Raw genomic sequence first — 25093 nt, 5'->3', positions numbered from 1 at the left:
GGATCTGCCTCCACCTTGGCCCCGGGGAGCGTCCGCCGCACGTCGTCGGACGTGCGGGAGGATGCGGCGAGTGTGACGCGACGAGGCGGCGACGTGCTGGCCGTGCACGCGATGGCGGGGCATCATCGTCCGATGGACTCGACCTCCGGCGCACGGCGCCCCCGCCGGCCCGCGATGCTCGACCCTGCGGCGGCCGGCGAGCTGCCCGGTGGGTACGACCCCGCGACGCGCAACGAGATCGCCCACACGACGGCGGCGGCGCTCGTGCGGCACGGGCGCGCGAACACCGACCCCGACGTCGTGGCGCGGCTCGTCTCGCTCGTCGAGAACGAGGGCCTCGACGTGGTTGCCGGCCTCTGGTCGGACAGCCCTGCGGACACGCTGCCGGGCGCGCTCTGGCGGCTGTACGTGCTGCGCGAGTGGGTGCGCCGAGACCCGGAGACGGTCGCGGACCGCTATCGGCTCGGCGTCGCGGCCGCTCCCGTGCAGGATGCCGTCGCAGGGGTAGCGGACGCGCCCGGTCCGGCAGACGTGCGCGCGGTCGCGGACGCCGTGCTCTCAGGCGTCTATTCGGGTGATCTCGCGGTCGCTCTGGAGCGTGCGGCGGCCTTCTGCCAGGTGCTTGCCACGGGCGCCGCGTTCGACGCCGACCACCTCGACGAGCTCGACCCGCCCGGCGCGACCCGCCTCACGCGCGGCGCGGCGTCGTTGGTCCGGACGGCTGAGGAGCTCGGTCGTGCTGCATCCCTCTGGCGCGCGGACAAGCTCGAGTAGAGGTGGCATCGCTGCACGCCACGAGCACTTTCCTGCCCCGCGAGGCCCGCTGATTCCGCTCTCCGCTGAGCCCGGTGACGTGGAAGCAGGGGAAGCGCGGGACTAGAATGAGGAGCGACGTCGGGTCGCGGTAGCCCCGGGCTCCATCTCAAGCCGCTTCGAGCGGCCCCGCGCCGAGAGGCGCTCCGCGGCCCGGCGTCGTTTGCGCCCAGCGCATGCCAGGCCCTGGGAGTGGATCCGCAGAGGTCATCTGCCTGTCACCATGTGTCCATGCGCGCGTCGTCGCGCGTTAGGCATTCCACTACCCGTGACCTAGCCTGATCCCCGTCCTCCTCCCCCCTCGACGGAGCCCGCCGTGCGCCTGCGCCTCACACCGCGCGACACCACATTCTTCGACCTCTTCGCCGCTCAGGCGACGCACCTCGTCACCGGAGCGAACCTGCTCGGCGAGATGCTCGGTGCAGACCGCCCGAACCGCAAGGAGATCGGCAAGCGCATCGCAGACGCGGAGCACGAGGCCGACGAGGCGACGCACCTGATCATGCGGCGTCTCAACTCGACCTTCGTGACGCCCTTCGACCGCGACGACATCTACATGCTCGCGTCGAGCCTGGACGACTGCATGGACTTCATGGAGGAAGCCGCCGACCTGATCGTCCTCTACAAGGTGGACGACCTGCCGGCACGGGTCTCCGACCAGGTCCAGGTGCTGCAGCGCGCCGCGGAGCTGACCGCCGAGGCCATGCCGCGGCTGCGGTCCATGGACTCGCTGTCCGAGTACTGGGTCGAGGTCAACCGCCTCGAGAACCAGGCCGACAAGATCCACCGCAAGCTGCTCGCCCAGATGTTCGACGAGATCACCGACCCGATCCACCTGATGAAGATCAAGGAGATCGTCGAGCGGCTCGAGGACGCGGCTGACGCGTTCGAGAAGGTGGCGAACACCGTCGAGACCATCGCGCTCAAGGAGTCCTGACCGCGGTGGAACTCGCGCTCGTCATCATCGTCGTGGTGTTCGCGCTCGGCTTCGACTACACCAACGGCTTCCACGACGCCGCCAACGCGATCGCGACCTCGGTCTCCACGCGAGCCCTCACGCCGCGCGTCGCGCTGCTCATGGCCGCGTTCTTCAACCTCCTCGGTGCGCTCCTGGGCACCAACGTGGCGACGACCATCGCCGAGGACATCATCAGCATCGGCGGCGTCAGCGCCGAAGAGGGCCTGATCATCGTCCTGTCGGCGCTCGTCGGCGCCATCGCGTGGAACCTCATCACGTGGCGCCTGGGACTGCCGTCCTCCTCGACGCACGCGATCATCGGCGCCCTGACCGGAGTCGGCCTGGCGTCCAGCGTGACGGTGCACTGGGACGCGATCTGGGACAAGGTCGTCCTGCCGATGGTGTTCTCCCCGTTGATCGGGTTCTTCGGCGCGTTCGTGCTCATGGTCCTGGTGCTCTGGATCGTGCGGAACCGTGCACCCGCCCGCACGCAGCGCCGGTTCCGGCTGGCGCAGACGGCGTCCGCCGCGGCCATGTCGCTCGGCCACGGTCTGCAGGACGCCCAGAAGACCATGGGCATCATCGTCCTCGCGCTCGTCGCGGGCGGTTTCCACACCGGCTCCGAGATCCCGCTGTGGGTCAAGCTGTCCTCAGCCCTGGCGATCTCGCTGGGCACCTACTCGGGTGGCTGGCGCATCATGCGCACGCTCGGCCGCAAGATCATCGAGCTCGACCCGGCCCGCGGCTTCGTGGCCGAGTCGGTCGCGTCCCTCGTCCTGTACGGCAGCGCGTACTGGTTCCACGCACCCGTCTCCACGACCCATACGATCACGTCCGCGATCATGGGTGTCGGCGCGACGAAGCGCGTCTCGGCGGTCCGCTGGGGCGTCGCGAAGAACATCGCCTACGCGTGGGTGCTGACCATCCCGGCGGCAGCCTTCGTCGCGGCGATCTGCTACTGGATCCTGAACCCGATCCTGCTGGGGATCGTGAACCGCTAGGCCTCGTGGGGCCGGTGCGTCTCGGTCGCCACGACGCGCGGACCCTTGTGCGTCTGCGCCACGTGCGCGACGAGGACCTGGCCAGGGTGCAGGAACGGGTCGTCGATCGGCAGCGAGTCGGCGATCTCCCGGCCCGCGTGCTGCGCGAGGACGTCGACCACGGTGGGCAGCACCGGTCTGTGGGTGCACAGGGCCACGTCGGCGTGCGCCTCGAGGAGGGTCCTGACCTCAGCAGCGACGCGTGCGGGTGAGGTGCTGTGCTGCGACTCCGTGAGGATCGCGGACACCTCCGGTACCACCTGCGCGGCCTCGGCGTACGGCGCGACCGTGCTGATGCACCTCGCCCACGCGCTCGTCACCATGCGCCCCACCCCGAAGGTCGACAGGATCGGGACGAGCGCCCGCGCCTGCCGATGACCCTCGGGCGTGAGCGGGCGGTCGAGCTCGGTGCCCTTCCAGTCCGCCCGTCGCCGTGCCGTCCCGTGCCGCACGACGACGACCGCGCGGGTGTCGAGCCGGTCCCGGGCGTACGCCTCGACGAGCTCGTCGAGCGGCTGCTGGTCGTCGGGGCGGGTCAGGCGCTTGAACGCGACGTCGGCGTCGAACCAGCGCAGCTGGTCGATCTCCTTGGGAGACACGGGTGGCGCCGGCGGGCGAGCGCGCAGGGCAGCGGCGTCGGGTCGGCCGGCCACCTGCGCCGCCCAGTAGTGCACGCGTTTGCGACGTCCGTCGGACAGGCCGTACTCCAGACCGGGCAGGGGCATCCCGAGGACGACGTCGTGACCGGTCTCCTCGGCGACCTCCCGGATGGCGCACGCCAGGACCGTCTCACCCGGGTCCACCTTGCCCTTGGGCCAGGACCAGTCGCCGTACCGCGGCCGGTGCACGAGGGCGACCTGGAGCCTCTCCTGGCGGACACGCCAGACGAGCGCACCGGCGGCCTCCACGATCATCGGTGCGCGCACCTGTGCCTGCGCGCGGCTCACCGTCCGGTGCCGGACCTGCGCCGCAGCCGGTGCTGCCGGCTGATCTGGGCGGCCTGCAGGTCGACGAGCGGGCCGTCGGGACCGATGTGGTGGCGCTCCCAACCGCCCTCGGCGTCCAGGTGCCACGACGCGGTGCCCGGATCGGTCGACTCGTCGAGCAGCTCGATGAGCTCACTGACCTGGTCGGCGTCCGCGATCCGGACGAGGGTCTCCACGCGGCGGTCCAGGTTGCGGTGCATGAGGTCGGCGGAGCCGATGTAGACCTCGGGCCCCTCGAACGTGGCGTCCTCGCCGGTGCTCGAGTTGGCGAACGCGAAGATGCGGGAGTGCTCCAGGAAGCGCCCCAGGATCGACCGGACGCGCACCGTCTCCGACAGGCCCGGCACGCCAGGCCGGAGCGCGCAGATGCCACGGATCACCAGGTCGACCGGCACACCGGCCTGGGACGCGCGGTAGAGCGCGTCGATGACGGCCTCGTCGACCATCGAGTTGACCTTGATCTTGATCCACGCCGGCCGGCCCTCACGGGCGGCCGTGGCCTCTCGGTCGATGCGCTCGATGAGCCCGTTGCGCACCGACCGGGGCGCGACGAGCAGCCGGTGGAACCGCGACTTCGGCGCATAGCCGGACAGCTGGTTGAACAGGCGCGTCAGGTCCTGACCGACCTCGAGGTCGCTGGTGAGCAGCCCGTGGTCCGTGTACAGCCGCGCCGTCTTCGGGTTGTAGTTGCCGGTGCCGATGTGGCAGTAACGGCGCAGTCCCTCACCCTCCTGGCGAACGACCAGCGACAGCTTGCAGTGCGTCTTGAGGCCGACGATCCCGTAGACCACGTGGACGCCCGCCTGCTCGAGCTTGCGTGCCCAGGAGATGTTGTTCTGCTCGTCGAAGCGCGCCTTGATCTCGACCAGCGCAAGGACCTGCTTACCGGCCTCGGCGGCGTCGATCAGGGCGTCGACGATCGGGGAGTCACCCGACGTGCGGTAGAGCGTCTGCTTGATCGCGAGCACCTGCGGGTCAGCGGCGGCCTGCTGCAGGAACGTCTGGACGCTCGTCGAGAACGAGTCGTACGGGTGGTGCAGGAGGATGTCGCGCTCGCGGATCTTGGCGAACATGTCCGCGGGCGTCGCGCTCTCGACCTCCGCGAGCTGGCGAGGGGTCGACGCCACGAAGCGCGGGAACTGCAAGGAGGCCCGGTCCAGGTCCGCGATGAGGTGCAGGCCCGTGTGGTCCAGGGGCGCGGGAAGCTCGTACACCTCCTCCTCGTCCACGGCGAGCTCACGGATGAGCAGGCTCCGGATGCGAGGGCTGATCCCGTCCGCGATCTCGAGGCGGACCGGCGGCCCGAAGCGGCGCCGCAGGAGCTCCTTCTCCATGGCCTTGAGGAGGTTCTCGGCGTCGTCCTCCTCGACCTCCACGTCCTCGTTGCGCGTGACCCGGAAGGTGTGGTGCTCCTGGACCTCCATGCCGGGGAACAGCTGGTCGAGGTGCTCGGAGATGACGTCCTCGACCGGCACGAACGACATGGGCCCGCGTTCGAGGCTCGCGGCCTGGACGTCGGGCGCGCTCGGGCGGCCGGATGCGTCGACCGCGATGAACCGGGGGAGCAGCGGCGGAACCTTGACCCGGGCGAAGTGCTCCTTGCCGGTCGAGGGGTTGGACACCACGACGGCGAGGTTGAGGGAGAGTCCCGAGATGTACGGGAACGGGTGAGCAGGGTCCACGGCGAGAGGCGTCAGGACGGGGAAGATCTGCCGGCGGAAGAACTTGCGCAGCCGCTCCTGCTCGGACTCGCCCAGCTCGTCCCAGCGCACCAGCGTGATGCCCTCGCTCGCGAGCCCGGGCTGCACCTGCTCCGCGAACACGGCAGCGTGCCGTGCCATCAGGCGGTGCGCCTCCTCGCTGATGCACTCGAGGACCTGACGCGGTGAGAGGCCGGATGCTGCCGTGACCGCGATGCCGGTGGCGATGCGGCGCTTGAGGCCGGCCACGCGGACCATGAAGAACTCGTCCAGGTTCGAGGCGAAGATCGCCAGGAACCGCACACGCTCGAGAAGCGGGACGGCAGGATCCTCCGCGAGCTCGAGAACCCGCTGGTTGAACGCCAGCCACGACAGCTCGCGATCCAGGAACCGGTCGTCCGGGAGGGGCTCGAGCTCGAGTGCGGCCTCGTCGACCTCGAGGACCTCCGCAGGGCGTACGTGCTCGGCGATGTGCGCCGCGAGGTCGGGGTCGATCATGGTCAGGTCCGTCATATGCCCATCGTGACATCCCTGGGTGAACTCTTGGTATCGAGCCCGAACATCACGTCGGCACCCGCCCGGACGAAGCCTGCTCGCTCGTAGGTGTGCACCGCGACGGTGTTGTCCGCGTCGGTGTACAGGATCGCGGCGGTCAGACCCACCGTGGTCAGGTGGTCCAGGCCCAGTGCCGTCAGGGCGCGGCCGAGTCCCAGGCCCTGAGCGTCCGGGTCCACCCCGACCACGTAGATCTCACCGACCCGCTCCGGACCGTGCTCGCCCGCCGGGTGCACCTTGGTCCACACCGAGCCCAGCAGCTTCCCGTCGCGTTCCACGAGCAGGAACCCCTGGGGGTCGAACCAGTCCTCGGCCTCGCGCGCGTGCAGGTCTGCCGAGGTCATCCGGCCCTGCTCCGGGTGGTGCGCGAACGCTCGGGAGTTGACCCGACGCCACGCGTCCTCGTCGGCACCTGGCCGGAAGGTCCGCACGGTGACGCCGGGCGGGAGGGTCGGTTCGCGTGACGGGCGCGCGGTCAGGTCGATGCGCATCTGGAGCAGCTCCCGGACGACGCCCATCCCCGCGCTGAGGGCGAACGCGCGCGCTGCGGGCAGGTCACCGTGCGCCCACACCCGGAGCTCGCGTCCGTCGACCACCCGTGTCTCGGTCGTCGCCCGGGCCAGCAGCGCACGCCCGACGCCGGTCCGACGGTGCGCAGGATCGACCACGAGCTCGGCCTTCACGCGCGTCTGCGACCCGGTGTCCAGCTGCGCGTAGCCCACCAGCGAGCCCGCGAGGGTCGCCTGCAGGTGGACCGCCGGAGCCTCGACGTCAGTGAGCCAGAGCAAGGGCTGTTCCGAGAGCGGGGCCACGCCGTCGACCGCCGCAGCCCGCTGTGCGAGGGTCCGCACCGCGTCGGCGGTCGTCGCGGAGAGCGGACCGGCCGTCGCCGTGACGACGACCCGGGTGGACACGTCGTCGACCATGGGCCCATCCCACCACGGAGCGTCTTGGGCGGCGGCCCGGCCGACCGCGCGTTTCGGTGTACGACCGTTCGGGCGCTCGGCCGGCCTACTGCGAACGGGTAGGTTTGGCCGGCAATGGACCAGTCCCAGAGCCCGCCGGCGACGCGCCGGTCTCGGCGCGCCCGGACGTCGACGCCCGCCGGACCGGTCGAGGTGACCGTCGTCGTCATCGGTGCGGGGCAGGCGGGCCTCTCGGCCGCGTACCACCTGCGCAAGAACGGCCTGGTGGCCGTGGGGGAGCCCGGCTGGACGACGGCCGACGGGACGTTCGTGGTCCTCGACGACGCGCCGCAGGCAGGCGGAGCCTGGCAGCACCGGTGGCCGGGACTGACGATGGCGGATGCCCACGGGATCCACGACCTGCCGGGCATGCCCCTGGTCGCGCCCGACCCCGCAGAGCCCGCCGCGTTCGCCGTCCCGTACTACTTCGCGCAGTACGAAGAGGCGTTCGACCTGCACGTCCAGCGGCCCGTGCGCGTGTCGCAGGTGTCCGACCTCGAGGGAAGCCTCCTGGTGCGCAGCCACAGCGTGGCGAGTCCGAGCGAGGTCGTCGAGTGGCGCGCGCGAGGACTGATCAACGCGTCGGGCACGTGGAACAAGCCCTTCTGGCCGGCCTACCCCGGACGGTCGTCCTTCACCGGCCGGCAGTTGCACGGACACGACTTCCAGCTCCCCGAGGACCTCGCGGACGGTCACGTGGTGGTCGTCGGCGGGGGGACCTCCGCCGTCCAGCTGACCCTTGCGATCTCCCGCGTCACCACGACCACGTGGGTCACCCGCCGACCGCCCGCCTGGCGCGACGTCGAGTTCACGCCGGAGCTCGGGCGTGAGGCCGTCGCTCAGGTGGATGCGCGCACCCGTGCAGGCCTGCCGCCCTCGAGCATCGTCTCGGTCACCGGCCTGCCGCTGACCCCGCAGAACCGCCTCGGCATCACCGCGGGCGTCCTGGTCGCGCGCCCGATGTTCTCCCGGATCACCGCGACAGGCGTCGAGTGGGGCCCGGACGCGGTGGACCCTTCCTCGGAACCCGGCTGGGTCGACGGACCGTCCTCGGTCGAGGCGCGCACGCTGCTGTGGTGCACGGGGTTCCGCGCATCGCTCGACCACCTCGCACCGCTGCGACTCCGTGCCCCCGGGGGTGGGATCGTCATGGACGGCACGCAGGTGGTCGCCGACCCGCGCATCCAGCTCGTCGGCTACGGCCCGAGCGCGTCGACGGTCGGCGCCAACCGCGCCGGCCGCGAGGCGGTCCACAACCTGCGCACGGTCTGGTCCCGCTGACCCTCGAGGGTGAGTGCGTCGTGGGCGCCGGCCCGTGACCGACGACGAGGCAGTCCGCCCGGGTGGGCACCGGGCGAGCCCTTGCGGGGCTGGGCAGACTGAGGTCATGACCGACGCGGTGCTCGAGTGATCTGGGCGCTGCTCGCTGCCGTCGTCTCGTCTGTCGCCTACGGGATCAGCACGATCATGCAGGCGGTCGCGGCACGCAGGGCGACCGGCCTCGCGGTCGTGCTGCAGCCGCTCGTGATCGCGGCGCTGGCGGTCGACGTCGTGGCGTGGCTGCTCTCGGTGGTGGCCCTGGACGAGCTCCCGCTGTTCGTCGTGCAGGCGATCATCGCGTCGTCGCTCGTGGTCGTCGTCGTGCTTGCGCGGCTGGTGCTCGGCACCCGCATGCGCCCGATCGACCGCGCAGCCGTCGTCCTCGTCGTCGGCTCCCTCGTCCTGGTCTCACTCTCGGGTGGTGAGCAGCCGGCGGTGCCGGCGCCGGACGGGTTCGTCGCGGTGATGATCGGTGCCTCCGTCGTGCTCGGCGCCCTGGCGCTCGCGTTCTACCGGTCCGGCTCGCCGATCGTCCTCGCGGTGATCGGCGGGCTCGGGTACTCCGGTGCGGCGATCGCCGCGCGAGCCGCCACCGAGGCCGACGGCATCGCCGCGACGATCCTCCAGCCGCTCGCGATCGCGATCGCGATCTGCGCGGTCGCCGGTGCCCTGACCTACCTGCGGGCGCTCGAACGCGGGTCCGTCGGCACCGCGGCCGCCGTCGTGTCCGTGCTCGAGGTCGTCGTGCCCGGCGTGGTCGGCATCTGGGTGCTCGGCGACCGGGTGCGGGACGGCTGGGCCCCGGCAGCCGTCCTCGGCCTCCTGCTCGCGCTGACCGGGTGCGTCGCGCTCGCGCTGAGCCCCGCGAACGCCGCAGCCGAGGCATCGGCGGCTGCGTCCGCGCAGGCGCGCGAGGTCAGTCCTCCTGCTGCTCGGTCGGAGTGAGCCTGCGCTGCGCTGCAGGCGGGTGCGCTGGCGCGCCCCCACCTTCCGCTTCGCTGCGGCTCAGTCCTCCTGCTTCGCGCCCGGGGCGGTCAGGCCCTGAGCGATGAGGTCCATCACGGAGGAGTCCGCGAGCGTGGTGGCGTCGCCGACCTGGCGGTTCTCTGCGACGTCCCTCAGGAGACGCCGCATGATCTTGCCCGACCGCGTCTTGGGCAGCTCCGCGACGACGAGGATCTGGCGCGGCTTGGCGATTGGTCCGATGGCCTTGGCCACGTGGTTGCGGAGCTCGGTCTGGACCGCGTCCGCGTCCTGGTCCTTGCCGGCTGCGTCCCCGCGCAGGATCACGAACGCGACGACCGCCTGTCCCGTGGTCTCGTCGTTCGCGCCGACGACGGCCGCCTCCGCGACCCACGGGTGACTGACCAGAGCCGACTCGATCTCGGTGGTCGAGAGCCGATGGCCCGACACGTTCATCACGTCGTCGACCCGGCCCAGCAGCCAGATGTCGCCGTCGTCGTCCTTCTTGGCGCCGTCGCCGGCGAAGTACAGGTTGCGGAACCGGGACCAGTAGGTGTCCTCGTAGCGCTGCGGGTCTCCCCAGATGCCGCGCAGCATCGAGGGCCACGGCTCGGTGATCACCAGGTAGCCGCCGGAACCGTCCGGCACCGAGTGTGCCTCGTCGTCGACGACGTCAGCCGCGATCCCCGGCAGGGCGACCTGGGCCGAACCGGGCTTGGTCTCGGTGACGCCCGGCAGCGGGCTGATCATGATGGCGCCGGTCTCGGTCTGCCACCAGGTGTCGACGATGGGGGCCTTGTCGCCACCGATCACCCGGCGGTACCAGATCCACGCCTCGGGGTTGATCGGCTCGCCCACCGACCCGAGGACCCGAAGGCTCGACAGGTCGAACGTGTTGGGGATCTCCTGTCCCCACTTCATGCACGTACGGATGGCCGTCGGCGCGGTGTACAGGATGCTGACCTTGTACTTCTCGATGATCTCCCACCAGCGACCCCGGTGCGGGGTGTCGGGTGTGCCCTCGTAGATGACCTGGGTGGCGCCGTTGATCAGCGGTCCGTAGACGACGTAGGTGTGGCCGGTGATCCAGCCGACGTCCGCCGTGCACCAGTAGACGTCCGTCTCGGGCTTGAGGTCGAACACGTTGAGGTGCGTGAACGCCGCCTGCGTCAGGTAGCCGCCCGTCGTGTGGAAGATGCCCTTCGGCTTCCCCGTGGTCCCCGAGGTGTAGAGGATGAACAGCGGGTGCTCGGCCTCGACCGCGACGGGCACGTGCTGCTCGCTCGCGCTGTCGACCACGTCGGACCACCAGACGTCCCGCTCGTTCCAGGCGACGTCCTGGCCCGTGCGCTTCACGACGAGGACGTGCTCGACGGACGGCGTGCCCTTGGCGATCGCCTCGTCCACGGCGGGCTTGAGCGCACTTGCAGCTCCGCGTCGGTACCCGCCGTCCGCGGTGACCACGAGCTTGGCCTCGGCGTCGTTGATCCGGCTGCTCAGGGCCTCGGCCGAGAACCCACCGAACACGACCGAGTGGGGTGCGCCGATCCGGGCGCAGGCCAGCATGGTGATCACGGCCTCGGGGATCAGTGGCAGGTAGATGGCCACGCGGTCGCCCGTGGCCACGCCGAGCGCGGTGAACGCGTTCGCGGCCTTCGACACCTCGCGCTGCAGGTCGGCGTAGGTGATCGTGCGGGTGTCGCCCGCCTCACCCTCGAAGTGCAATGCGACCCGGTCGCCGTTCCCGGCCTCGACGTGCCGGTCGACCGCGTTGTACGCAGCGTTCAGCGTCCCGTCCGCGAACCAGCGCGCGAACGGTGCGTTCGACCAGTCGAGCACCTCCTCGAACGGCTTCTCCCAGCTGATCAGCTCGCGCGCCTGCTCCGCCCAGAAGCCCGGTCGATCGGAGTTGGCCCACGCGTACAGGCCCTGCTGGGCGTTGGCCCGCTCGGCGAACTCGGGGCTCGGCGGGAAGCGCCGCTCCTCGGTGAGCAGGTTCTCCAGACCAGGCTCGTGCGGGGTCTGGGGCTCGTTCGAGGTCACGTGGACCACCTCCTGTGCAGCGACGTCGGTGCAGGTGGACCGGGGTCCGGGTGGGACTCTAGCCGTACTCGCGGCCACCTGCCGACCGGGTTCGTCAGACCTTGTGGCGCTCGCGGAACTCGCCGAGGTGCACGCCGCGCCTGCGGGCCGAGGCGATGACCAGCCCGGCGAGCAGGAGCAGGAAACCGACCGCGAGCACCATCCCCGACGTCCCGGCGACGGTGACCTGCGTGATCGTCGTCCGCCACCCCGACGAGCTGAGGTAGCGCAAAGTCTGCTCCCGTGCGATCGATGGCGCGTAGAGGTAGACGACGCCCGCGGCCGTCAGGACGGCTCCACCGGTGATGGGGACCGCCGCCGTCCAGCTGCCCAGCAGGAGCACGCACCCGAGCAGGAGCAGCCCGAGCGTCACGAGCACGATGCCGAACACCGAGGTCGTCGCGTCCCAGGTGTCCACCTGGGCCTCGAGGATCTGGGACTCACCGAGCAGCAGGACCAGGAGGGAGATCGGCGCGAGGACCAGGCCGACGAGAATCCCCAGCACCCGTGACCCGGCCGACGGGCTGCTCGGTGCGTTGGGGTCCGGGAACAGGCGGCCGTCGTCCTCGGGCTCGGGCGTGATCGCGCCGTAGGGCACGGCAGGCTCAGTTTCCGGCCGGCTCGCGACCGTCGCCGCCCCGGCCGCGGTGACGGCTGGTTCGGTGGGGGCCTGGGGCCGGGTCTCGACCGCAGTGACCGGCGTCGTGGCCGGCGTCGAGACGACCGGGACCGGGTCCTCCGGCGGAACGGGCGCCGGCCGGACGATCGCGTGGCGGCCCGTGTCGAGGCTGGCGGGACCGGCGTGAGCGGGTGGCTCGGCGGCGGGAGCCGTGGCTGCCGACTCCGACGGCTCGACGGGCTTCGCGACGGCGGGCTGCACCTCGGTGGGCGGTTCGACGGCGGCGGGCTGCGCCTCGGTGGGTGGTTCCACGACTGCTTGCCCTGCCGGCGTCGTGGCGGCGGCTTCGGGCGCGGGAGCGGCCGGCGCGACGGGTTCGGGGGTGTCCGCGACCACCGGGTCGACAGGAGCGGTGGCCGCATCGGCCGAGGGGGTGGTGTCGTCGGCCGGACGATTCGGGTCGGAGGTGCTCACGCGTGCTCCTCGGCTCAGGGCGCTGGGCGCCGGGCGCAACAGTCTTGTGCGGCGTCGAACGACGCCGCCGTCGCGTTCACCGTATGTCCGAGTCGGTTCGCCTGCCGCGCGGCGCGCTGCTCGCGGGCAGCCCTGGAAGCCCACGGGAATCGTCGCGGTGCCGCGAGAGTTGGCACGCGGTGTGACCCTTCTCTTCACTCCGCTGACCCTGCGGGGCACCACGTTCGCCAACCGGGCCTGGCTTGCGCCGATGTGCCAGTACTCCGCGACCGACGGCAGCCCCGGCGACTGGCACCTGGTCCACCTGGGCGCCCGTGCGGCGGGCGGGTTCGGGCTCGTGATCGCCGAGGCGACGGCGGTGGTCCCCGAGGGGCGGATCTCTCCGCAGGACACCGGGCTCTGGGACGAGCGGCACGTCGCGCAGTGGGCACGGATCACTGACTTCGTGCACGCACGGGGAGCCAAGATCGGCGTCCAGCTGGCGCACGCCGGCCGCAAGGCCTCGACACACCGCGGGTTCGACGGGCAGCGAGGGTCGGTCCCGCTCGACGACGGCGGTTGGGAGACCGTCGGGCCGTCGGCGTCGGCGTTCCCTGGCCTCGCGGAGCCGCGCGCGCTGACGGCGGAGCAGATCGAGGCGATCCCTGTCGCGTTCGCCGCCGCCGCGACGCGTGCCCACCGCGCCGGCTTCGACGTGGTCGAGCTGCACGCGGCGCACGGGTACCTGCTGCACCAGTTCCTCTCGCCGCTGTCGAACGACCGCACGGACGACTACGGCGGGCCGCTCGAGAACCGGTCTCGCCTGCTGGTCGAGACGGTCGACGCGGTCCGCGCGGTGTGGCCGTCGGACAAGCCGCTCTTCGTCAGGCTGTCAGCGACCGACTGGGTCGAGGGCGGTCTGGCCGTCGAGGAGGTCGGGCTGGTCGCCAAGGAGCTGGGCGCCCACGGCGTCGACCTGGTCGACGTGTCGACCGGTGGCAACGCCCCGGCGTCGATCCCCGTCGGCCCGGGCTACCAGGTGCCCGCCGCCCGGGAGGTGCGCGAGGCGTCCGGCCTCCCGGTTGCGGCCGTCGGGCTCATCACCGACGCGCGACAGGCCGAGGCGGTGCTGGTCGAGGGGTCCGCAGACGCGATCCTGCTGGGTCGAGAAGGTCTGCGCGACCCGTTCTGGCCGCTGCGTGCTGCGCACGAGCTGGGCGTGGCGACCGGTGCGCTGCCCGCCGAGCCGGGTACGGCTGACGTCGTCGAGGGCACGTCGGCGACGGGCTGGCAGGCGCCCTACGTGCGCGGCGCCTGGACGTGACGAGCGCCGCCGGCGCGGGCTGCCGCTCGACGCGTTCAGATGGAGTAGGTCGCATCGGCGGGCGTCGTGTAGAGCGCCGCTTCTGAGACCGCCGCCGCGACCCTCGAGGTGACCTCAGGGTTGAAGACGCTCGGGACGATGTACGTCGGGTTGAGCTCCGCGTCGGTGACCACGGAGGCCAGCGCCTGCGCAGCGGCCAGGAGCATCTGGTCCGTGATCCGGTGCGACTGCGAGTCGAGCAGGCCCCGGAACACGCCCGGGAACGCGAGCACGTTGTTGATCTGGTTGGCGAAGTCCGAACGGCCGGTTCCGACGACGGCCGCGTGCAGCGCCGCATCATCAGGGTCGACCTCGGGGCGCGGGTTCGCCAGGGCGAACACGATGGAGTCCGCGGCCATCGTGGCGACGTCGTCGCCCGTGATGACGTCCGGGGCGGAGACTCCGATGAAGACGTCGGCACCGCGAAGCGCGTCGGGGATCGAGCCGGTGATGCCGCGGGGGTTGGTGACGGCCGCGGTCCACACGAGGGACTCGGCCAGGCCCGGGCGGTCGTGGCGGATGACGCCGTCGATGTCGGCGACCACCACGTCCCGTGCACCGGCGGCCAGCAGCAGCTTGAGCACGGCGGTCCCTGCGGCCCCCGCCCCCGAGAGCACGATGCGCACGCTGTCCAGCTGCTTCCTGACGACCTTGAGCGCGTTGGTCAGCGCGGCCACGACGACGATCGCGGTGCCGTGCTGGTCGTCGTGGAACACCGGGATGTCCAGGCGCTCACGGAGGCGGGCCTCGATCTCGAAGCACCGTGGCGCCGAGAAGTCCTCCAGGTTGATGCCGGCGAACACGGGCGCGATCGCGCAGATCGTCTCCACGATCTGGTCCACGTCCTGTGTGTCGAGCGCGATCGGGAAGGCGTCGATGCCCGCGAACCGCTTGAACAGGACCGCCTTGCCCTCCATCACCGGCAGCGACGCGAGCGGGCCGATGTTGCCCAGGCCGAGCACCGCGGTGCCGTCGGTGACGACCGCGATCGTGTTGCGCTTGATGGTGAGGCGCCGCGCGTCCTCAGGGTGGGCCGCGATGGCCTCGCAGACGCGGGCGACGCCGGGCGTGTAGGCCATGGACAGGTCGTCGCGGTTGCGCAGCGGGACCTTGGACTCGATGGACAGCTTGCCGCCCAGGTGCATGAGGAACGTGCGGTCGCTCACGCGGTCGACGACGACCCCGGTGAGCTCCTTGAGCGTGTCGACGATGTCGGCCGCGTGCTGCTCGCCGCGCGTAGCGCACGTGACGTCCACCGTCATCTGCTCGTGTCCTGAGGCTGTGACGTCGAGGGCCGTGACGATCCCGCCGGCCTTCTCGATGGCGGTGGTCAGCTCGCTGACGGCCGTCGGACGGGCCTGCACCTCCAGCCGCGCCGTGATGGACGAGGAGACGCTCGGGGAGACCATCTCGCCATTGTGTCCCGTGGGTGAGCCACTCGTAGGGTGGCGCGCGTGACTCTCGAACCGCTCCTGCAGCTGCCCGGGGTCGCCGAGGCGGTCGAGCGCGCGCGCATAGCCTGCGAGGAGCTGCGCTGGCACGAGGCCTACCGACGACGCTGGCGTGAGGTGCGGGCCGAGGCCGGGCTGCGGGCGACGCGGGAGTCCGCGTCCCTGGAGGGCGCGCGGGTTCCCCTGTCCGTGGTGCGCTCGCTCGCGACGGCCGGAGGGTCCGACCACGAACCGGTGGCAGCCGGTGCGCTTCGTGCGACCGTGGTCGTCGAGGAGCTGATGCCGGCGCTCGGTGCTCGCGGCGCGGCAGCCCTGCCGCCCTTCGGGCAGCTGCTCGCGCGACTGCATGCGGCCGCCACCGGAGGGTGGCTGCCCGTCGAGCACGTCGGCCGGCTGCGGACGGACCTGCCTCCCGCCGACCTCACGGGCCTCGGTCCGGCGCCGTCCGGTGAGGCGCTCGCGGCTCGGGTGGACCTGCTCGCCGAGACCGTCACGTCGTCGCAGGTGCCCGCCCTCGTCGTCGCCTCCGTGGTCCATGCCGAGCTGCTCACGCTGCGGCCGTTCCGGGCGGGGAACGGCGTGGTCGCACGGGCGATGGCGCGCCTGCTCGCGACGACGCGTGGCCTGGACCCGACCGGTTCGGTCATCGAGTCCTGGTCGCTCAACCCGTACCTCGGGGCCGCGGCGGGATTCGCGACAGGGACACCGGCCGGTGTCGCAGCCTGGATCCAGGCATGCTCGACCGCTGCTGTCGAGGGTGCCGCCCGCGCCAGGTCGGTAGCCGACGGGGTGCGTGCGGGAGCCCTTCCCGGGGACTGAGCGCGTCTCAGGCGGGAGCCCGATTCGTCCCACTGGGCGGACGCGCGTCCCAGCATGCGTCCGGTGAAACAGCGTGGCCTGCAGACCTGCTGGCTGGGGGTTCCCTTTCGGATCGCAGGGGAGTAGCAAGGGGTCACAACTGCATGACCCGCGAGGGCACCCACGCGCAGGAGAGCCCACCTATGGGCAGGTCGACCGGGCTTGTCCCGTCGCGACCGACAACGGTGCACGCATGATCACCCTCCGGTCATCGTTGGCGACGGCGCCCTCTCGGGGGCGCTGTCGTTCGTTCGCGCCTCTTGCGCCGCACGACCAGCCACACGATGACGCCTGCAGCCACGAGCAGGAGGACCACGCCGGACGTGATGACGCGCGCGGGACGGGGGAACAGCGGCACGGGGCGGTTGAAGCTGAGCGTCCCCCAGCCGCGGTCCGCAGCGAGCCTGCGCAGCGCCCGGTCCGGGTTCACCGCGAAGGCGTTGCCGACCACAGCGAGCATCGGGGCATCGGTGATCGAGTCGGAGTACGCGTAGCTGCCCGCGAGGTCGTAGCCCTGCTCGTCGGCGAGGGCCATGATCGCGGACGCCTTGTTCTCGCCGTAGGCGTAGAAGTCGATCGCACCCGTGTACCGGCCGTCCACGACGTGCATGCGCGTCGCGATCACGTGGTCCGCGCCGAGGGCCGCCGCGATCGGCTCGACCACCTCGGCCCCGGAGGCCGACACGACCACGACGTCCCGACCCGCGGCGTGGTGCTCGTCGATGAGCGCGACCGCCTCCAGGTAGACGGTCGGGTCGATGGACTCGTGCAGCGTCTCCGCGACGATCGACGACACCTGCGAGACGTCCCAGCCGGTCACCATGCGGCTCAGCTGGGCGCGCAGGCGCTCGGTCTGGTCCTCGTCCGCCCCACCCACGAGGTAGAGCAGCTGGGCGTACGCGGTGCGCATCACGGCACGGCGCGTCAGGAGGCCCTCCGCAAGGAACGGACGCGAGAACGCCGTGGCGGACGACGTCGCGATGATCGTCTTGTCGAGGTCGAAGAAGGCCGCCGTCCGGGGTGCAGGCGCCGGGGCCTCAGGCGTCTGCTGCTCGTTCATGCGGCTCCGGGTTGACGTCGTCGGCTGCGTGCTCCGCGAGCCTAACGGGACTCACCGACAGATCCGTGTCCTGCCCTCCACTCGTCGTCGAGCAGGCCGTAGGCGACCGAGTCCATCCACCGCCCCGAGCGGTGCAGGGAGTCCCGGACCATGTGCACCTCGCGGCGCATCCCGACACGTTCCATGACGCGCACCGAGGCGTCGTTGTCGTGGAACGCGTTGGCGACCAGGCGCCGCAGGCCCAGGTCGTCGAAGGCGTAGCGGATGAGCTCGCGGACCGCCTCGGTGGCGTAGCCGTGCCCCTGGTGGGCCGGGTCGAGCACCCAGCCGAGCTCCGCCTGGCTGCCGCGTGCCTCGTCGGCCATCCCCAGCTGTGACCAGCCGTCCTCACGACGCAACATGAGGTCGCCGACGACCGTCGCGCGCGCCCCGGATCCGTGTTCGACGACGATGGTCCTCGCGAGGCGGGCCGGGTCGGCGAACATCGCCCGGAAGACGTCCGGATCGCTCGGGATACCGGTGAGCCACTGGTCGACGGAGTCGAGCCGCCGGTATGCCCAGATCGCGGTGGCGTCGTCGGCGACCGCAGGACGCAGGGTCAGCCGTGCGGTCCGTAGAGGGCCGGCGAGGACCGGTGACAGCGCTGCGGAGTGCAGCTCCATCAGCGTGGCACCCGACTCATGGAGCCGTGCCAGGACCGCGTGCAGCTCGGCCTGGTCACGGATCTCGCCGGTGAGCGTGCTCGTGCCGTCGTGGTTGGGGGCGATCGTCAGCCCCGACCAGTTCTCGTCGAGGGGGAGGCCGGCGATCCGGATCGTGTAGGTCGTGCTCATCGGGCGACGTTCTGGAGAATCGGAGCGCTGGTGGCAGGGAAGGCCGCAGCGGTGTTCATGACGGGCTCCTCGATCGGCGGGACGGGCCCGTCGCCGCTGGTGTCCAACGTGCGGGCGCACACAACCCTGTCACGCAACCGGTCCCCGAGCCGTCCACAGCCCCCACGTCCTCGCACTGCTCCTATCCGGACCGCTGCGCGCGTCGAGCGAGGAGAGCCTGGCCAGGTGCCGACGACCGATCGGCCGGGACGAGGTGGACGTGACGGCCGTGGTGCTGGGAGTCGTGGCAGCGCGCGGGGGCGCAGGTGCCTCGACGTTGGCCGCCGCCGTCGCGCGAGAGCTCTCGCGGCGCACCGCCACGGTCCTGGTCGAACTCGACCGCGGCTCGGGTGGGATCGACGTGCTGCTCGGGCTCGAAGGGACCGACGGCATGCGTTGGCCGGACCTGCGCGACGCTCGCGGTGACGTCCCCGGCGCCGATGTTCTCGCACTGCTGCCCCGGTGGGGGTCGTGCGCCGTGCTCAGCGCCGACAGGCTCCGTCCGGGAGCTCCCGAGCCGGCTGTCGTGGTCGACGTCCTGCACGGCTTGTGCGCCGAGGTGGGTGCCGTGGTCCTGGACCTCGAACGTGCGGCCGTCGTGGCGGGCGAGTCGCTGGTCTCGGCGTGCGACGTGGTGCTCGTTGTCGCACGCAGGGACCTGCGCAGCGTGGCCGGGATCCTTGCGATGCGCCCGTTCCTGGACGGACCGCGAGCAGGTCTCGCCGTCCGTGGCGCTGGCCCGTTGGGAGTGTCCGAGATGGCGGCCGCCGTCGACCTTCCCGTGCTCGCCACCGTGCGCAACGACCGTCGGCTCGCCGCGGCCCTCGAACGGGACGGGGACCTCGGCCGTGGGCGGACGTCGCGGGCAGCGGCCAGGCTCGCCGGAAGCCTCCTGTGAGCATCGACTCCGCGTTTCTCGACCGGGTCCGGTCCCGAGTGAGCGCAGGCGACGCGCTGGAGGTCGCGGTCGACGCGGCGGCCCGGTCCTCAGGCGTGGTGCTCGGGTCGAGCGCCCTGGCGAGCACCGCACGAACCGTGCGCGGTGAGCTCTTCGGTGCTGGACCGTTGCAGCCGCTGCTGGACGACCTGGACGTGACCGACGTCCTGGTCAACGGGCCGGGCGACGTCTGGGTGGAGCGCGGCGGGCGCCTGGTGCGCGCAGCTGTCGATCTGGGCTCCGAGGGGGACGTGCGGGCCCTCGCGGTCCGGCTCGCGGCTGCGGGCGGACAGCGCCTGGACGACGCCGCGCCGACCGTGGACGCCCGGCTGCCGGACGGCACGCGGCTGCACGCGGTCCTGCCCCCGGTCGCGGAGGCCGGCGTCCTGATCAGCCTGCGGGTGGTGCGGGCGCGCGCCCTGACCCTCGAGGAGCTGCTGCGCTCCGGGACGATCGCGCCCGGTCTGGTTCCCGTGGTCCGCGCGCTCGTCTCCGCCAAGGCGAACGTGCTGATCTCCGGTGCCACGGGGTGCGGAAAGACGACCCTGCTCGCTTTCCTCCTCTCGCTCGTGCCGGACACCGAGCGGATCGTCGTCATCGAGGAGGCCGGGGAGCTGCGTCCCGACCACCCGCACGTCGTGAGGCTCGTGGCCCGGCGACCCAACGTCGACGGCGCCGGAGGTGTCGGGCTCAGCGAGCTCGTGCGCACCGCGCTGCGCATGCGACCCGACCGGATCGTGCTCGGAGAGTGCCGTGGCGCAGAGGTCCGAGACGTGCTCACTGCACTGAACACCGGGCACGACGGAGGCTTCGCGACGCTGCACGCGAATGCGGCGGTCGATGTGCCCGCGCGACTCGAGGCGCTGGCCGCGCTTGCGGGGATGTCTCGTGACGCCGTCGCCGCGCAGGCCGCCAGCGCGCTGGACGCCGTGCTCCACCTGCGTCGTTCACGCGCCGACCACGGTCAGCGCTACCTGGCGGAGGTCGGGGTGGTGCGTCGAGCGGACAGCGGGGCGCTCGAGGTGGTCGACGCGGTGCGCGCGGACCCGGGAGGCACGTGCCTCGACGGGCCGGGGTGGCCGGCGCTCGCCGAACGGCTCGGGCTGCGATCCCGGTGACGGCGCTGGTCGGGATCGCGGTCGCCCTTGCCGTGCTCGTGCTCGGCGTGCGGGTGCCGCGTCGCCTGGGTGCGCGCGTGACGCCTCCGTCGGGTGGTCGGCGGCCCAGGGTCTCGCCCACGGACGCGCAGGACCTGTCGGTGGTCCTGTCCACGGTGGCGGCACAGCTGCGGTCCGGAGCGCCGCCCGCCGAGGCGTGGGCTCGCGCCCTGAGCCGACGCGTCGGACGGGTTCCCGCCGTCGCGGAGCTCGTCGGTGTGCCGTCACGGCACACGCGTCGGGGACGCGAGGCACGGGTCCAGCGCGCCGCCGCGGTGGTGGCCGCCGCACGGCTGTCGGACGACCTGGGCGCTCCGCTGGCAGCGGTCCTGGACCGCGTCGGAGCGGGGCTGGCCGCTGACGAGGAGTGCGAGCACGAGCGGCAGGCCGCGCTGGCGGGGCCGCGTGCGACGGCGCAGGTCCTGGCGTGGCTGCCGCTGCTCGGCCTCGTGCTTGGCGTCGCACTCGGGGCGAACCCCGTCGCGGTGGTGCTCCGGGGCGGGGTCGGGACCGCCGCGGCAGCCCTCGGAGCTGTGCTCGTGCTGCTCGGCCGATGGTGGACGGCGTCCTTGCTCGTCCGCGCGGAACGCGACCGAGCGACGTCAGCGGGCCGACGCGCAGGGCCGGTGCCGGGGACCGGGCTCTCGGCATGACGGGCGTCCTGGTCGCTCTCGCGATCCTGGGCGCGGCGAGCCCGTGGTACATCCGACGACCGCTTCGACGGATCCCGACTGCACCCGTGACGGGCGTGGTGCCGACGGCGACGGACTCCGCGCTGCTCCTCGACCTGGTCGAGGTCGCCGTCTCGACCGGGGTCTCGATCCCGCGGGCGCTCGCGGCCGTCGGGTCCGCGGTGGGTGGCGTTCCCGGCGAGGGGCTTGTCCGGGCCTCCGCGTCACTCGTGCTCGGGGCGTCGTGGCAGGCGGCCTGGGCCGGTGCGTCGTCGGCCCTGGTGGACGTCGCCGACGTGCTCGAGACGAGCTGGACCAGCGGTTCGGCGCCGGGGCCTGCTCTGCGCACGCGAGCCGACCAGCTTCGTCGGCGCCGTCGTGCGCGCGCCCGGGCAGCGGCCGGGACCTTGGGTGTGCGCCTCGTGCTGCCGCTCGGGCTGTGCTTCCTGCCTGCCTTCGTCCTGCTCGGCCTCGTCCCGATGGTGCTCAGCCTGGCCACGGGGCTGCTCGGTGGTGGCTGACGCGGTGCGACACACCCACAGCCCCGCCCTCTGCTCCGGCCCGTCCGGAGCCCGTCGCAGGCCGGCCCGGCGGCCGACTCTGGTCGGACGCCAGACGGCGAAGTCTCGACGAGAGGAGAAGGACATGGTGGGCAGCGCGGATCCAAGGGGTGCGGCAACGGACGGGGTGGCACCGCCGCGGCAGGAGCCGATGGCGGCCGAGCGGTCGGCGCACGTCCTCGACCCTCGGCCGGTCACCCGGCGTCGAGCGGTCTTCCCCGCCTTCTCGCGGGCCGTGCGCGAGCGGGGTCGCCATGTGCGCGACGAGCTCGCAGAGGCCGGCATGGCGACCGCCGAGTACGCGATCGCGACGCTCGCGGCGGTCGGGTTCGCCGGCCTGCTCGTGGTGATCCTGCGGGGCAACGAGGTGAAGGGCTTCCTGCTCGCCATCATCCGCCAGGCCCTGGGCCAGTGAGCCCGCGGGACCGGGGGAGCGTCACCGCTGAGCTGGCGGTCGGTCTGCCGGCCGTCGTGCTCGTCCTTGTCGCGCTCCTCGCCGTCTCGTCGGCGGCGATCACGCAGGCACGCTGCGCGGACGGCGCGCGGGCGGGCGCACGGTCGGCGGCCCTCGGCGAGGACGACACGACCGTGGTGGCGACCGCACGCAGGGTCGCGGGTGCGCACGCCGACGTGAGCGTGGCGCGGTCCGACGGCTGGGCCCGCGTCACGGTGACCGACGCCGTCGGCCCGTGGCGGGGCGTCCCGTTGCGTGCCGCGTCGACGTCCGTGGCGCGGGACGAGCCGTGAACGGATCTCACGCACGCTCCAGCGGGCGCGGACGGCGTAGGCCGTCCGGGGACGATGGGTCCGGAACCGTGCTCCTGCTGGGTCTGGTCTGCGTCGTGATGTTCATGGCGGCGTTCCTAGGAGTGCTGGCGTCGGCACAGTCCGCGCGCGGACGCGCGCAGGCCGCCGCCGACCTTGCCGCGATCGCTGGGGCGTCCCAGCTGCTGCCGGTCGCCGGCGGGGACCCGTGCGAGATCGCGGCGCAGACGGCGACGCGCAACGGTGGGCGGCTCTCGGTGTGCCAGGACGAGGGCGCAGCTGTCGTCCGTGTGCGGGTCGTGGTGCCGACGCGTGTCGGCGTCGCCTCGGCCGAAGCGCGCGCAGGTCCGGCGTCGGCCCGCGAGTGAATCCCACCGGGAGCGAGCGCCGCGTCAGGCGGGCGCGTGCGCGATGACCGCGTCGAGCAGGCGGACCGCGGCGGCCTTCTCGAGGGGGTTGTTGCCGTTGCCGCACTTCGGGGACTGGACGCACGCCGGGCACCCCGAGACGCACCGGCACGCGGCGATCGCGTCTCGGGTGGCTCGCAGCCAGGTCGCCCCGAGTGCGAACCCGCGCTCAGCGAAGCCGGCACCGCCGGGGTAGCCGTCGTGCACGAAGACCGTCGCCACCCCGGTGTCCGCGTGCAGCGCGGTGGACAAGCCGCCGAGGTCCCAGCGGTCACAGGTGGCGAGCAGCGGCAGCAGGCCGATGGATGCGTGCTCGGCGGCGTGCAGCGCGCCGGGGGCTGTCTCCGCGTCGACGCCCGCCGCTTCGAGGACGGACGGGGGCGCGGTCCACCAGACCGCGGTCGTCCGCAGCGTCCGCTCGGGCAGGTCCAGCGTCTCGTTGCGCAGGATCTGCAGGTCGGGGATCCGTTTGCGCTGGTAGCCGGTCACCTGGGTCGTGACGTCGACAGCGCCGAACCCCCAGGTGACCGGCCCCCAGGGGACCTCCGCGTCTACGGAGCGGATCTCGGTGCTCGTGGCGTTCCGTGACCAGGTGCCGTAGTCGACGTCCCGCCGGGTGACGAGCGCGACGCCGTCCTCCAGGCGCAGCTCGTCGACGACGAACGTTGCTCCCTGGTGCACGTAGACGGCGCCGGTGTGCACCGTCGAGTCCGCTGAGGCGGCGTCGACCGTGCCCAGCAGGCGGCCCGTGACGGACTCGACGACCCGGACCGGTTCGCCACCCGAACCGCGCAGGTCGGTCAGCCGGCTCGCGACCTCGTTGCGGGTCCAGTACCACCCCGACGGCCGTCGGCGGAGTGCACCGCGCTCGACCAGCTCTGCGAGCAGCTCCGACGTGCGCGGGCCGAAGCGGTCCAGCTCCTCGAACCGCAGCGGCAGCTCGGCCGCCGCGGCGCACAGGTGCGGGGCCAGGACGTAAGGGTTGGTGGTGTCGAAGACTGTCGCCTCGACGGGGGCGTCGAAGATGGCCTCCGGGTGGTGCACGAGGAACGTGTCGAGGGGGTCCTCACGGGCGACGAGCGCGACGAGACCGTCGGCGCCCGCCCGGCCCGCGCGGCCGGCCTGCTGCCACAGCGAGACGCGCGTCCCCGGCCATCCGGCGATGAGCACGGCGTCGAGGCCGGAGATGTCGACGCCGAGCTCGAGGGCGTTCGTGGTGGCCAGGGACAGGAGGGACCCGGTCCGGATCGCCTGCTCGAGCGCACGCCGCTCCTCGGGCAGGTAGCCGCCGCGGTACGCCGAGACGGCTCGGGCGAGCGACGGGTCGACCTCTTCGAGGTGCGCGCGTGTCGATGCCGCGACGGACTCGGCGCCGCGACGTGACCGGGTGAAGGCCAGCGTGCGGGCGCCGGCGATCGTCAGGTCGGTCAGCAGGTCGGCGATCTCGGCGGTCGCGGTGCGGCGGGGGCGGTCGGCGGGTTCGCTCACCACGCGCTCACCGGTGCCGAGCGGCCCCGAGCCGGGCACACGCGCCGGCGCATTCCAGACGTCGTCGGGCTCGGGCGGTCCCAGCGAGTCCGGTGCGCGGGCCGGGGTCGGAACCGCGAGGTCGCTGGCCCACGGGTCGTCGTCGGACACCGGGGAGGAGACTCCGGGAAGCTCGGGCGGCTGCCACAGGACGAACGTCTTGCGGCCCGCGGGCGACGCGTCGGTGGTCACCGCCGTGACCTCGGCCGGGTCGACGCCGACCAGCCGGGCGGCGCTGACGGCGGGATCGGCCGTGGTTGCGGAGGCCAGCAGGAACGTCGGCGTCGCACCGTAGGACTCGGCCAGGCGGCGCAGCCGACGCAGGACCAGGCCGACGTGCGCACCGAAGACGCCTCGGAACGCGTGGCACTCGTCGAGGACCACGAACTGCAGCGACCCGAGCAGCCGCGCCCAGCGCCGGTGCTGCGGCAGGAGCGCGAAGTGCAGGAAGTCGGGATTGGTGAGCACGACGTCCGCATACTCCTGCACCCAGCGCCGTTCCTCGAGCGACGTGTCCCCGTCACAGGTCGCGATGCGCGTGTCCGGCGTGCGCGACGCGACGAGCAGCCGGTCGAGTGCGACGAGCTGGTCCGCGGCGAGGGCCTTGGTGGGGCAGAGGTAGAGCGTCGTGGCACGACGGGCGAGTGTCTCGATGCGTCCGGGGTCGAGCGTCGAGCGTGCCGCCGCGGCGCGGACTCGGGAGAGTGCGGGCAGCCAGAAGGCGAGCGACTTGCCCGAGCCGGTGGACGTGGCGAGCACCGTGTGCCGACCGGACCACGCCGCGTCGGCCGCCGAGACCTGGTGCGTCCACGGGCGTTCCACCCCGAGCGCCCGGTACCCCCGGACGAGGTCCGGGTCGGCCCAGGACGGCCAGTCGCCCTGGGTGCCCGCCCGCGCGGGCAGGTGCCTCACGTGCGTCAGCCGGTCGGCGCGTCGGCCTCCGGCGAGCAAGACGTCGAGCAGCTCGCCGGTTCCCACCACGGGCTCATCCTCGCAGGCCGTCCCCGCACC

Annotated in this window: 23 protein-coding genes; 14 read left to right on the top strand and 9 right to left on the bottom strand. The window is 72.5% G+C overall.

The annotated features are described in order from the left end of the window. The first annotated feature begins 174 nt into the window (after window positions 1–174). The 3 genes from N553_RS0102215 to N553_RS0102205 all read left to right on the top strand — a co-directional run bounded on the left by N553_RS0102215 (window position 175) and on the right by N553_RS0102205 (window position 2772). Complete coding sequence (locus tag N553_RS0102215; RefSeq protein WP_028045182.1) at window positions 175–774, top strand: hypothetical protein; 600 nt, start codon at window positions 175–177, stop codon at window positions 772–774. 355 nt (window positions 775–1129) lie between these two features. Beyond that, a complete protein-coding gene (locus N553_RS0102210) occupies window positions 1130–1750 on the top strand; it encodes a DUF47 domain-containing protein (protein WP_028045181.1) in 621 nt (206 codons plus the stop codon). 5 nt (window positions 1751–1755) lie between these two features. Next, window positions 1756–2772 (top strand): inorganic phosphate transporter, encoded by a 1017-nt coding sequence (locus N553_RS0102205; RefSeq protein WP_028045180.1) that lies wholly within the window; start codon window positions 1756–1758, stop codon window positions 2770–2772. Here the strand turns inward: N553_RS0102205 and N553_RS0102200 are convergent. From N553_RS0102200 to mshD, 3 genes are read right to left on the bottom strand one after another with little or no spacing between them, the layout of a single operon-like run. Further along, window positions 2769–3758 carry an NUDIX domain-containing protein gene (locus N553_RS0102200; RefSeq protein ID WP_028045179.1) on the bottom strand — a complete coding sequence of 330 codons (990 nt, stop codon included), beginning with the start codon at window positions 3756–3758 and terminating at the stop codon, window positions 2769–2771. The two genes, N553_RS0102205 and N553_RS0102200, sit on opposite strands and share 4 nt — an antisense overlap. Next, a complete protein-coding gene (locus N553_RS0102195) occupies window positions 3755–6010 on the bottom strand; it encodes an RNA degradosome polyphosphate kinase (RefSeq protein WP_028045178.1) in 2256 nt (751 codons plus the stop codon). The genes N553_RS0102200 and N553_RS0102195 overlap by 4 nt, the downstream gene beginning before the upstream one ends. Beyond that, window positions 6007–6978 (bottom strand): mycothiol synthase, encoded by a 972-nt coding sequence (gene mshD, locus N553_RS0102190; protein ID WP_028045177.1) that lies wholly within the window; start codon window positions 6976–6978, stop codon window positions 6007–6009. The genes N553_RS0102195 and mshD overlap by 4 nt, the downstream gene beginning before the upstream one ends. 114 nt (window positions 6979–7092) lie before the next feature. Here mshD and N553_RS0102185 point away from each other — a divergent pair, with 114 nt between their 5' ends. Beyond that, a complete protein-coding gene (locus N553_RS0102185; RefSeq protein ID WP_081844319.1) occupies window positions 7093–8298 on the top strand; it encodes an NAD(P)-binding domain-containing protein in 1206 nt (401 codons plus the stop codon). A 126-nt stretch (window positions 8299–8424) separates the two neighbouring features. Further along, the gene (locus N553_RS20650; protein WP_051639759.1) at window positions 8425–9282 is read left to right on the top strand and encodes a hypothetical protein; all 858 of its coding nucleotides are present in this window, start codon (window positions 8425–8427) and stop codon (window positions 9280–9282) included. Between the two features lie 60 nt (window positions 9283–9342). Here the strand turns inward: N553_RS20650 and acs are convergent, their stop codons facing one another. Next, window positions 9343–11343 (bottom strand): acetate--CoA ligase, encoded by a 2001-nt coding sequence (acs, locus tag N553_RS0102170; RefSeq protein WP_028045175.1) that lies wholly within the window; start codon window positions 11341–11343, stop codon window positions 9343–9345. A 94-nt stretch (window positions 11344–11437) separates the two neighbouring features. After that, window positions 11438–12475 (bottom strand): hypothetical protein, encoded by a 1038-nt coding sequence (locus N553_RS0102165; RefSeq protein WP_028045174.1) that lies wholly within the window; start codon window positions 12473–12475, stop codon window positions 11438–11440. Between the two features lie 181 nt (window positions 12476–12656). On the opposite strand from N553_RS0102165, the gene N553_RS0102160 reads away from it, so the two are divergent. Beyond that, entirely contained in the window at window positions 12657–13778 is a 1122-nt protein-coding gene (locus N553_RS0102160) for an NADH:flavin oxidoreductase/NADH oxidase (RefSeq protein WP_028045173.1), read from the top strand. A gap of 35 nt (window positions 13779–13813) precedes the next feature. On the opposite strand, the gene N553_RS0102155 is transcribed toward N553_RS0102160, so the two are convergent. After that, window positions 13814–15226 (bottom strand): NAD-dependent malic enzyme, encoded by a 1413-nt coding sequence (locus N553_RS0102155; RefSeq protein ID WP_028045172.1) that lies wholly within the window; start codon window positions 15224–15226, stop codon window positions 13814–13816. A 45-nt stretch (window positions 15227–15271) separates the two neighbouring features. Here N553_RS0102155 and N553_RS0102150 point away from each other — a divergent pair, with 45 nt between their 5' ends. Continuing rightward, window positions 15272–16087, top strand: a complete 816-nt coding sequence (locus N553_RS0102150; RefSeq protein ID WP_231505137.1) for a Fic family protein — start codon at window positions 15272–15274, stop codon at window positions 16085–16087. Between the two features lie 247 nt (window positions 16088–16334). On the opposite strand, the gene N553_RS20645 is transcribed toward N553_RS0102150, so the two are convergent. Further along, on the bottom strand, window positions 16335–17186 hold the full coding sequence (locus N553_RS20645; RefSeq protein WP_051639757.1) for an HAD family phosphatase: 852 nt from the start codon (window positions 17184–17186) through the stop codon (window positions 16335–16337). 41 nt (window positions 17187–17227) lie between these two features. Next, window positions 17228–18019, bottom strand: a complete 792-nt coding sequence (locus N553_RS0102140; RefSeq protein WP_231505136.1) for a GNAT family N-acetyltransferase — start codon at window positions 18017–18019, stop codon at window positions 17228–17230. A gap of 259 nt (window positions 18020–18278) precedes the next feature. Here N553_RS0102140 and N553_RS24915 point away from each other — a divergent pair, with 259 nt between their 5' ends. The 7 genes from N553_RS24915 to N553_RS20620 all read left to right on the top strand — a co-directional run bounded on the left by N553_RS24915 (window position 18279) and on the right by N553_RS20620 (window position 22516). After that, on the top strand, window positions 18279–18956 hold the full coding sequence (locus N553_RS24915) for a pilus assembly protein FlpE (protein ID WP_231505135.1): 678 nt from the start codon (window positions 18279–18281) through the stop codon (window positions 18954–18956). After that, on the top strand, window positions 18953–20113 hold the full coding sequence (locus N553_RS20635) for a TadA family conjugal transfer-associated ATPase (protein ID WP_051639756.1): 1161 nt from the start codon (window positions 18953–18955) through the stop codon (window positions 20111–20113). The genes N553_RS24915 and N553_RS20635 overlap by 4 nt, the downstream gene beginning before the upstream one ends. Then, complete coding sequence (locus tag N553_RS25270; protein WP_197029884.1) at window positions 20110–20805, top strand: type II secretion protein F; 696 nt, start codon at window positions 20110–20112, stop codon at window positions 20803–20805. The genes N553_RS20635 and N553_RS25270 overlap by 4 nt, the downstream gene beginning before the upstream one ends. After that, window positions 20802–21344, top strand: coding sequence for a type II secretion system F family protein (locus tag N553_RS0102115; protein ID WP_028045169.1), 543 nt, complete (start codon window positions 20802–20804; stop codon window positions 21342–21344). The genes N553_RS25270 and N553_RS0102115 overlap by 4 nt, the downstream gene beginning before the upstream one ends. A 124-nt stretch (window positions 21345–21468) precedes the next feature. Next, on the top strand, window positions 21469–21798 hold the full coding sequence (locus N553_RS25885; RefSeq protein ID WP_369796652.1) for a DUF4244 domain-containing protein: 330 nt from the start codon (window positions 21469–21471) through the stop codon (window positions 21796–21798). Then, window positions 21795–22130 carry a TadE family type IV pilus minor pilin gene (locus N553_RS0102105; RefSeq protein WP_028045168.1) on the top strand — a complete coding sequence of 112 codons (336 nt, stop codon included), beginning with the start codon at window positions 21795–21797 and terminating at the stop codon, window positions 22128–22130. Before N553_RS25885 ends, N553_RS0102105 begins: the two co-directional genes overlap by 4 nt. Next, window positions 22073–22516: an Rv3654c family TadE-like protein gene (locus N553_RS20620; RefSeq protein WP_369796651.1), complete on the top strand. Its 444-nt coding sequence runs from the start codon at window positions 22073–22075 to the stop codon at window positions 22514–22516. Before N553_RS0102105 ends, N553_RS20620 begins: the two co-directional genes overlap by 58 nt. Window positions 22517–22540: 24 nt before the next feature. On the opposite strand, the gene N553_RS0102095 is transcribed toward N553_RS20620, so the two are convergent. Continuing rightward, on the bottom strand, window positions 22541–25063 hold the full coding sequence (locus N553_RS0102095) for a DEAD/DEAH box helicase (protein ID WP_028045167.1): 2523 nt from the start codon (window positions 25061–25063) through the stop codon (window positions 22541–22543). Window positions 25064–25093 lie beyond the last annotated feature (30 nt).

This window comes from Cellulomonas sp. URHE0023, from assembly GCF_000688475.1.
Classification (GTDB): Bacteria; Actinomycetota; Actinomycetes; order Actinomycetales; family Cellulomonadaceae; genus Cellulomonas.
The sequence above is the reverse complement of the archived record's forward strand: the minus strand, read 5'-3'. Positions and strand labels throughout refer to the sequence as shown.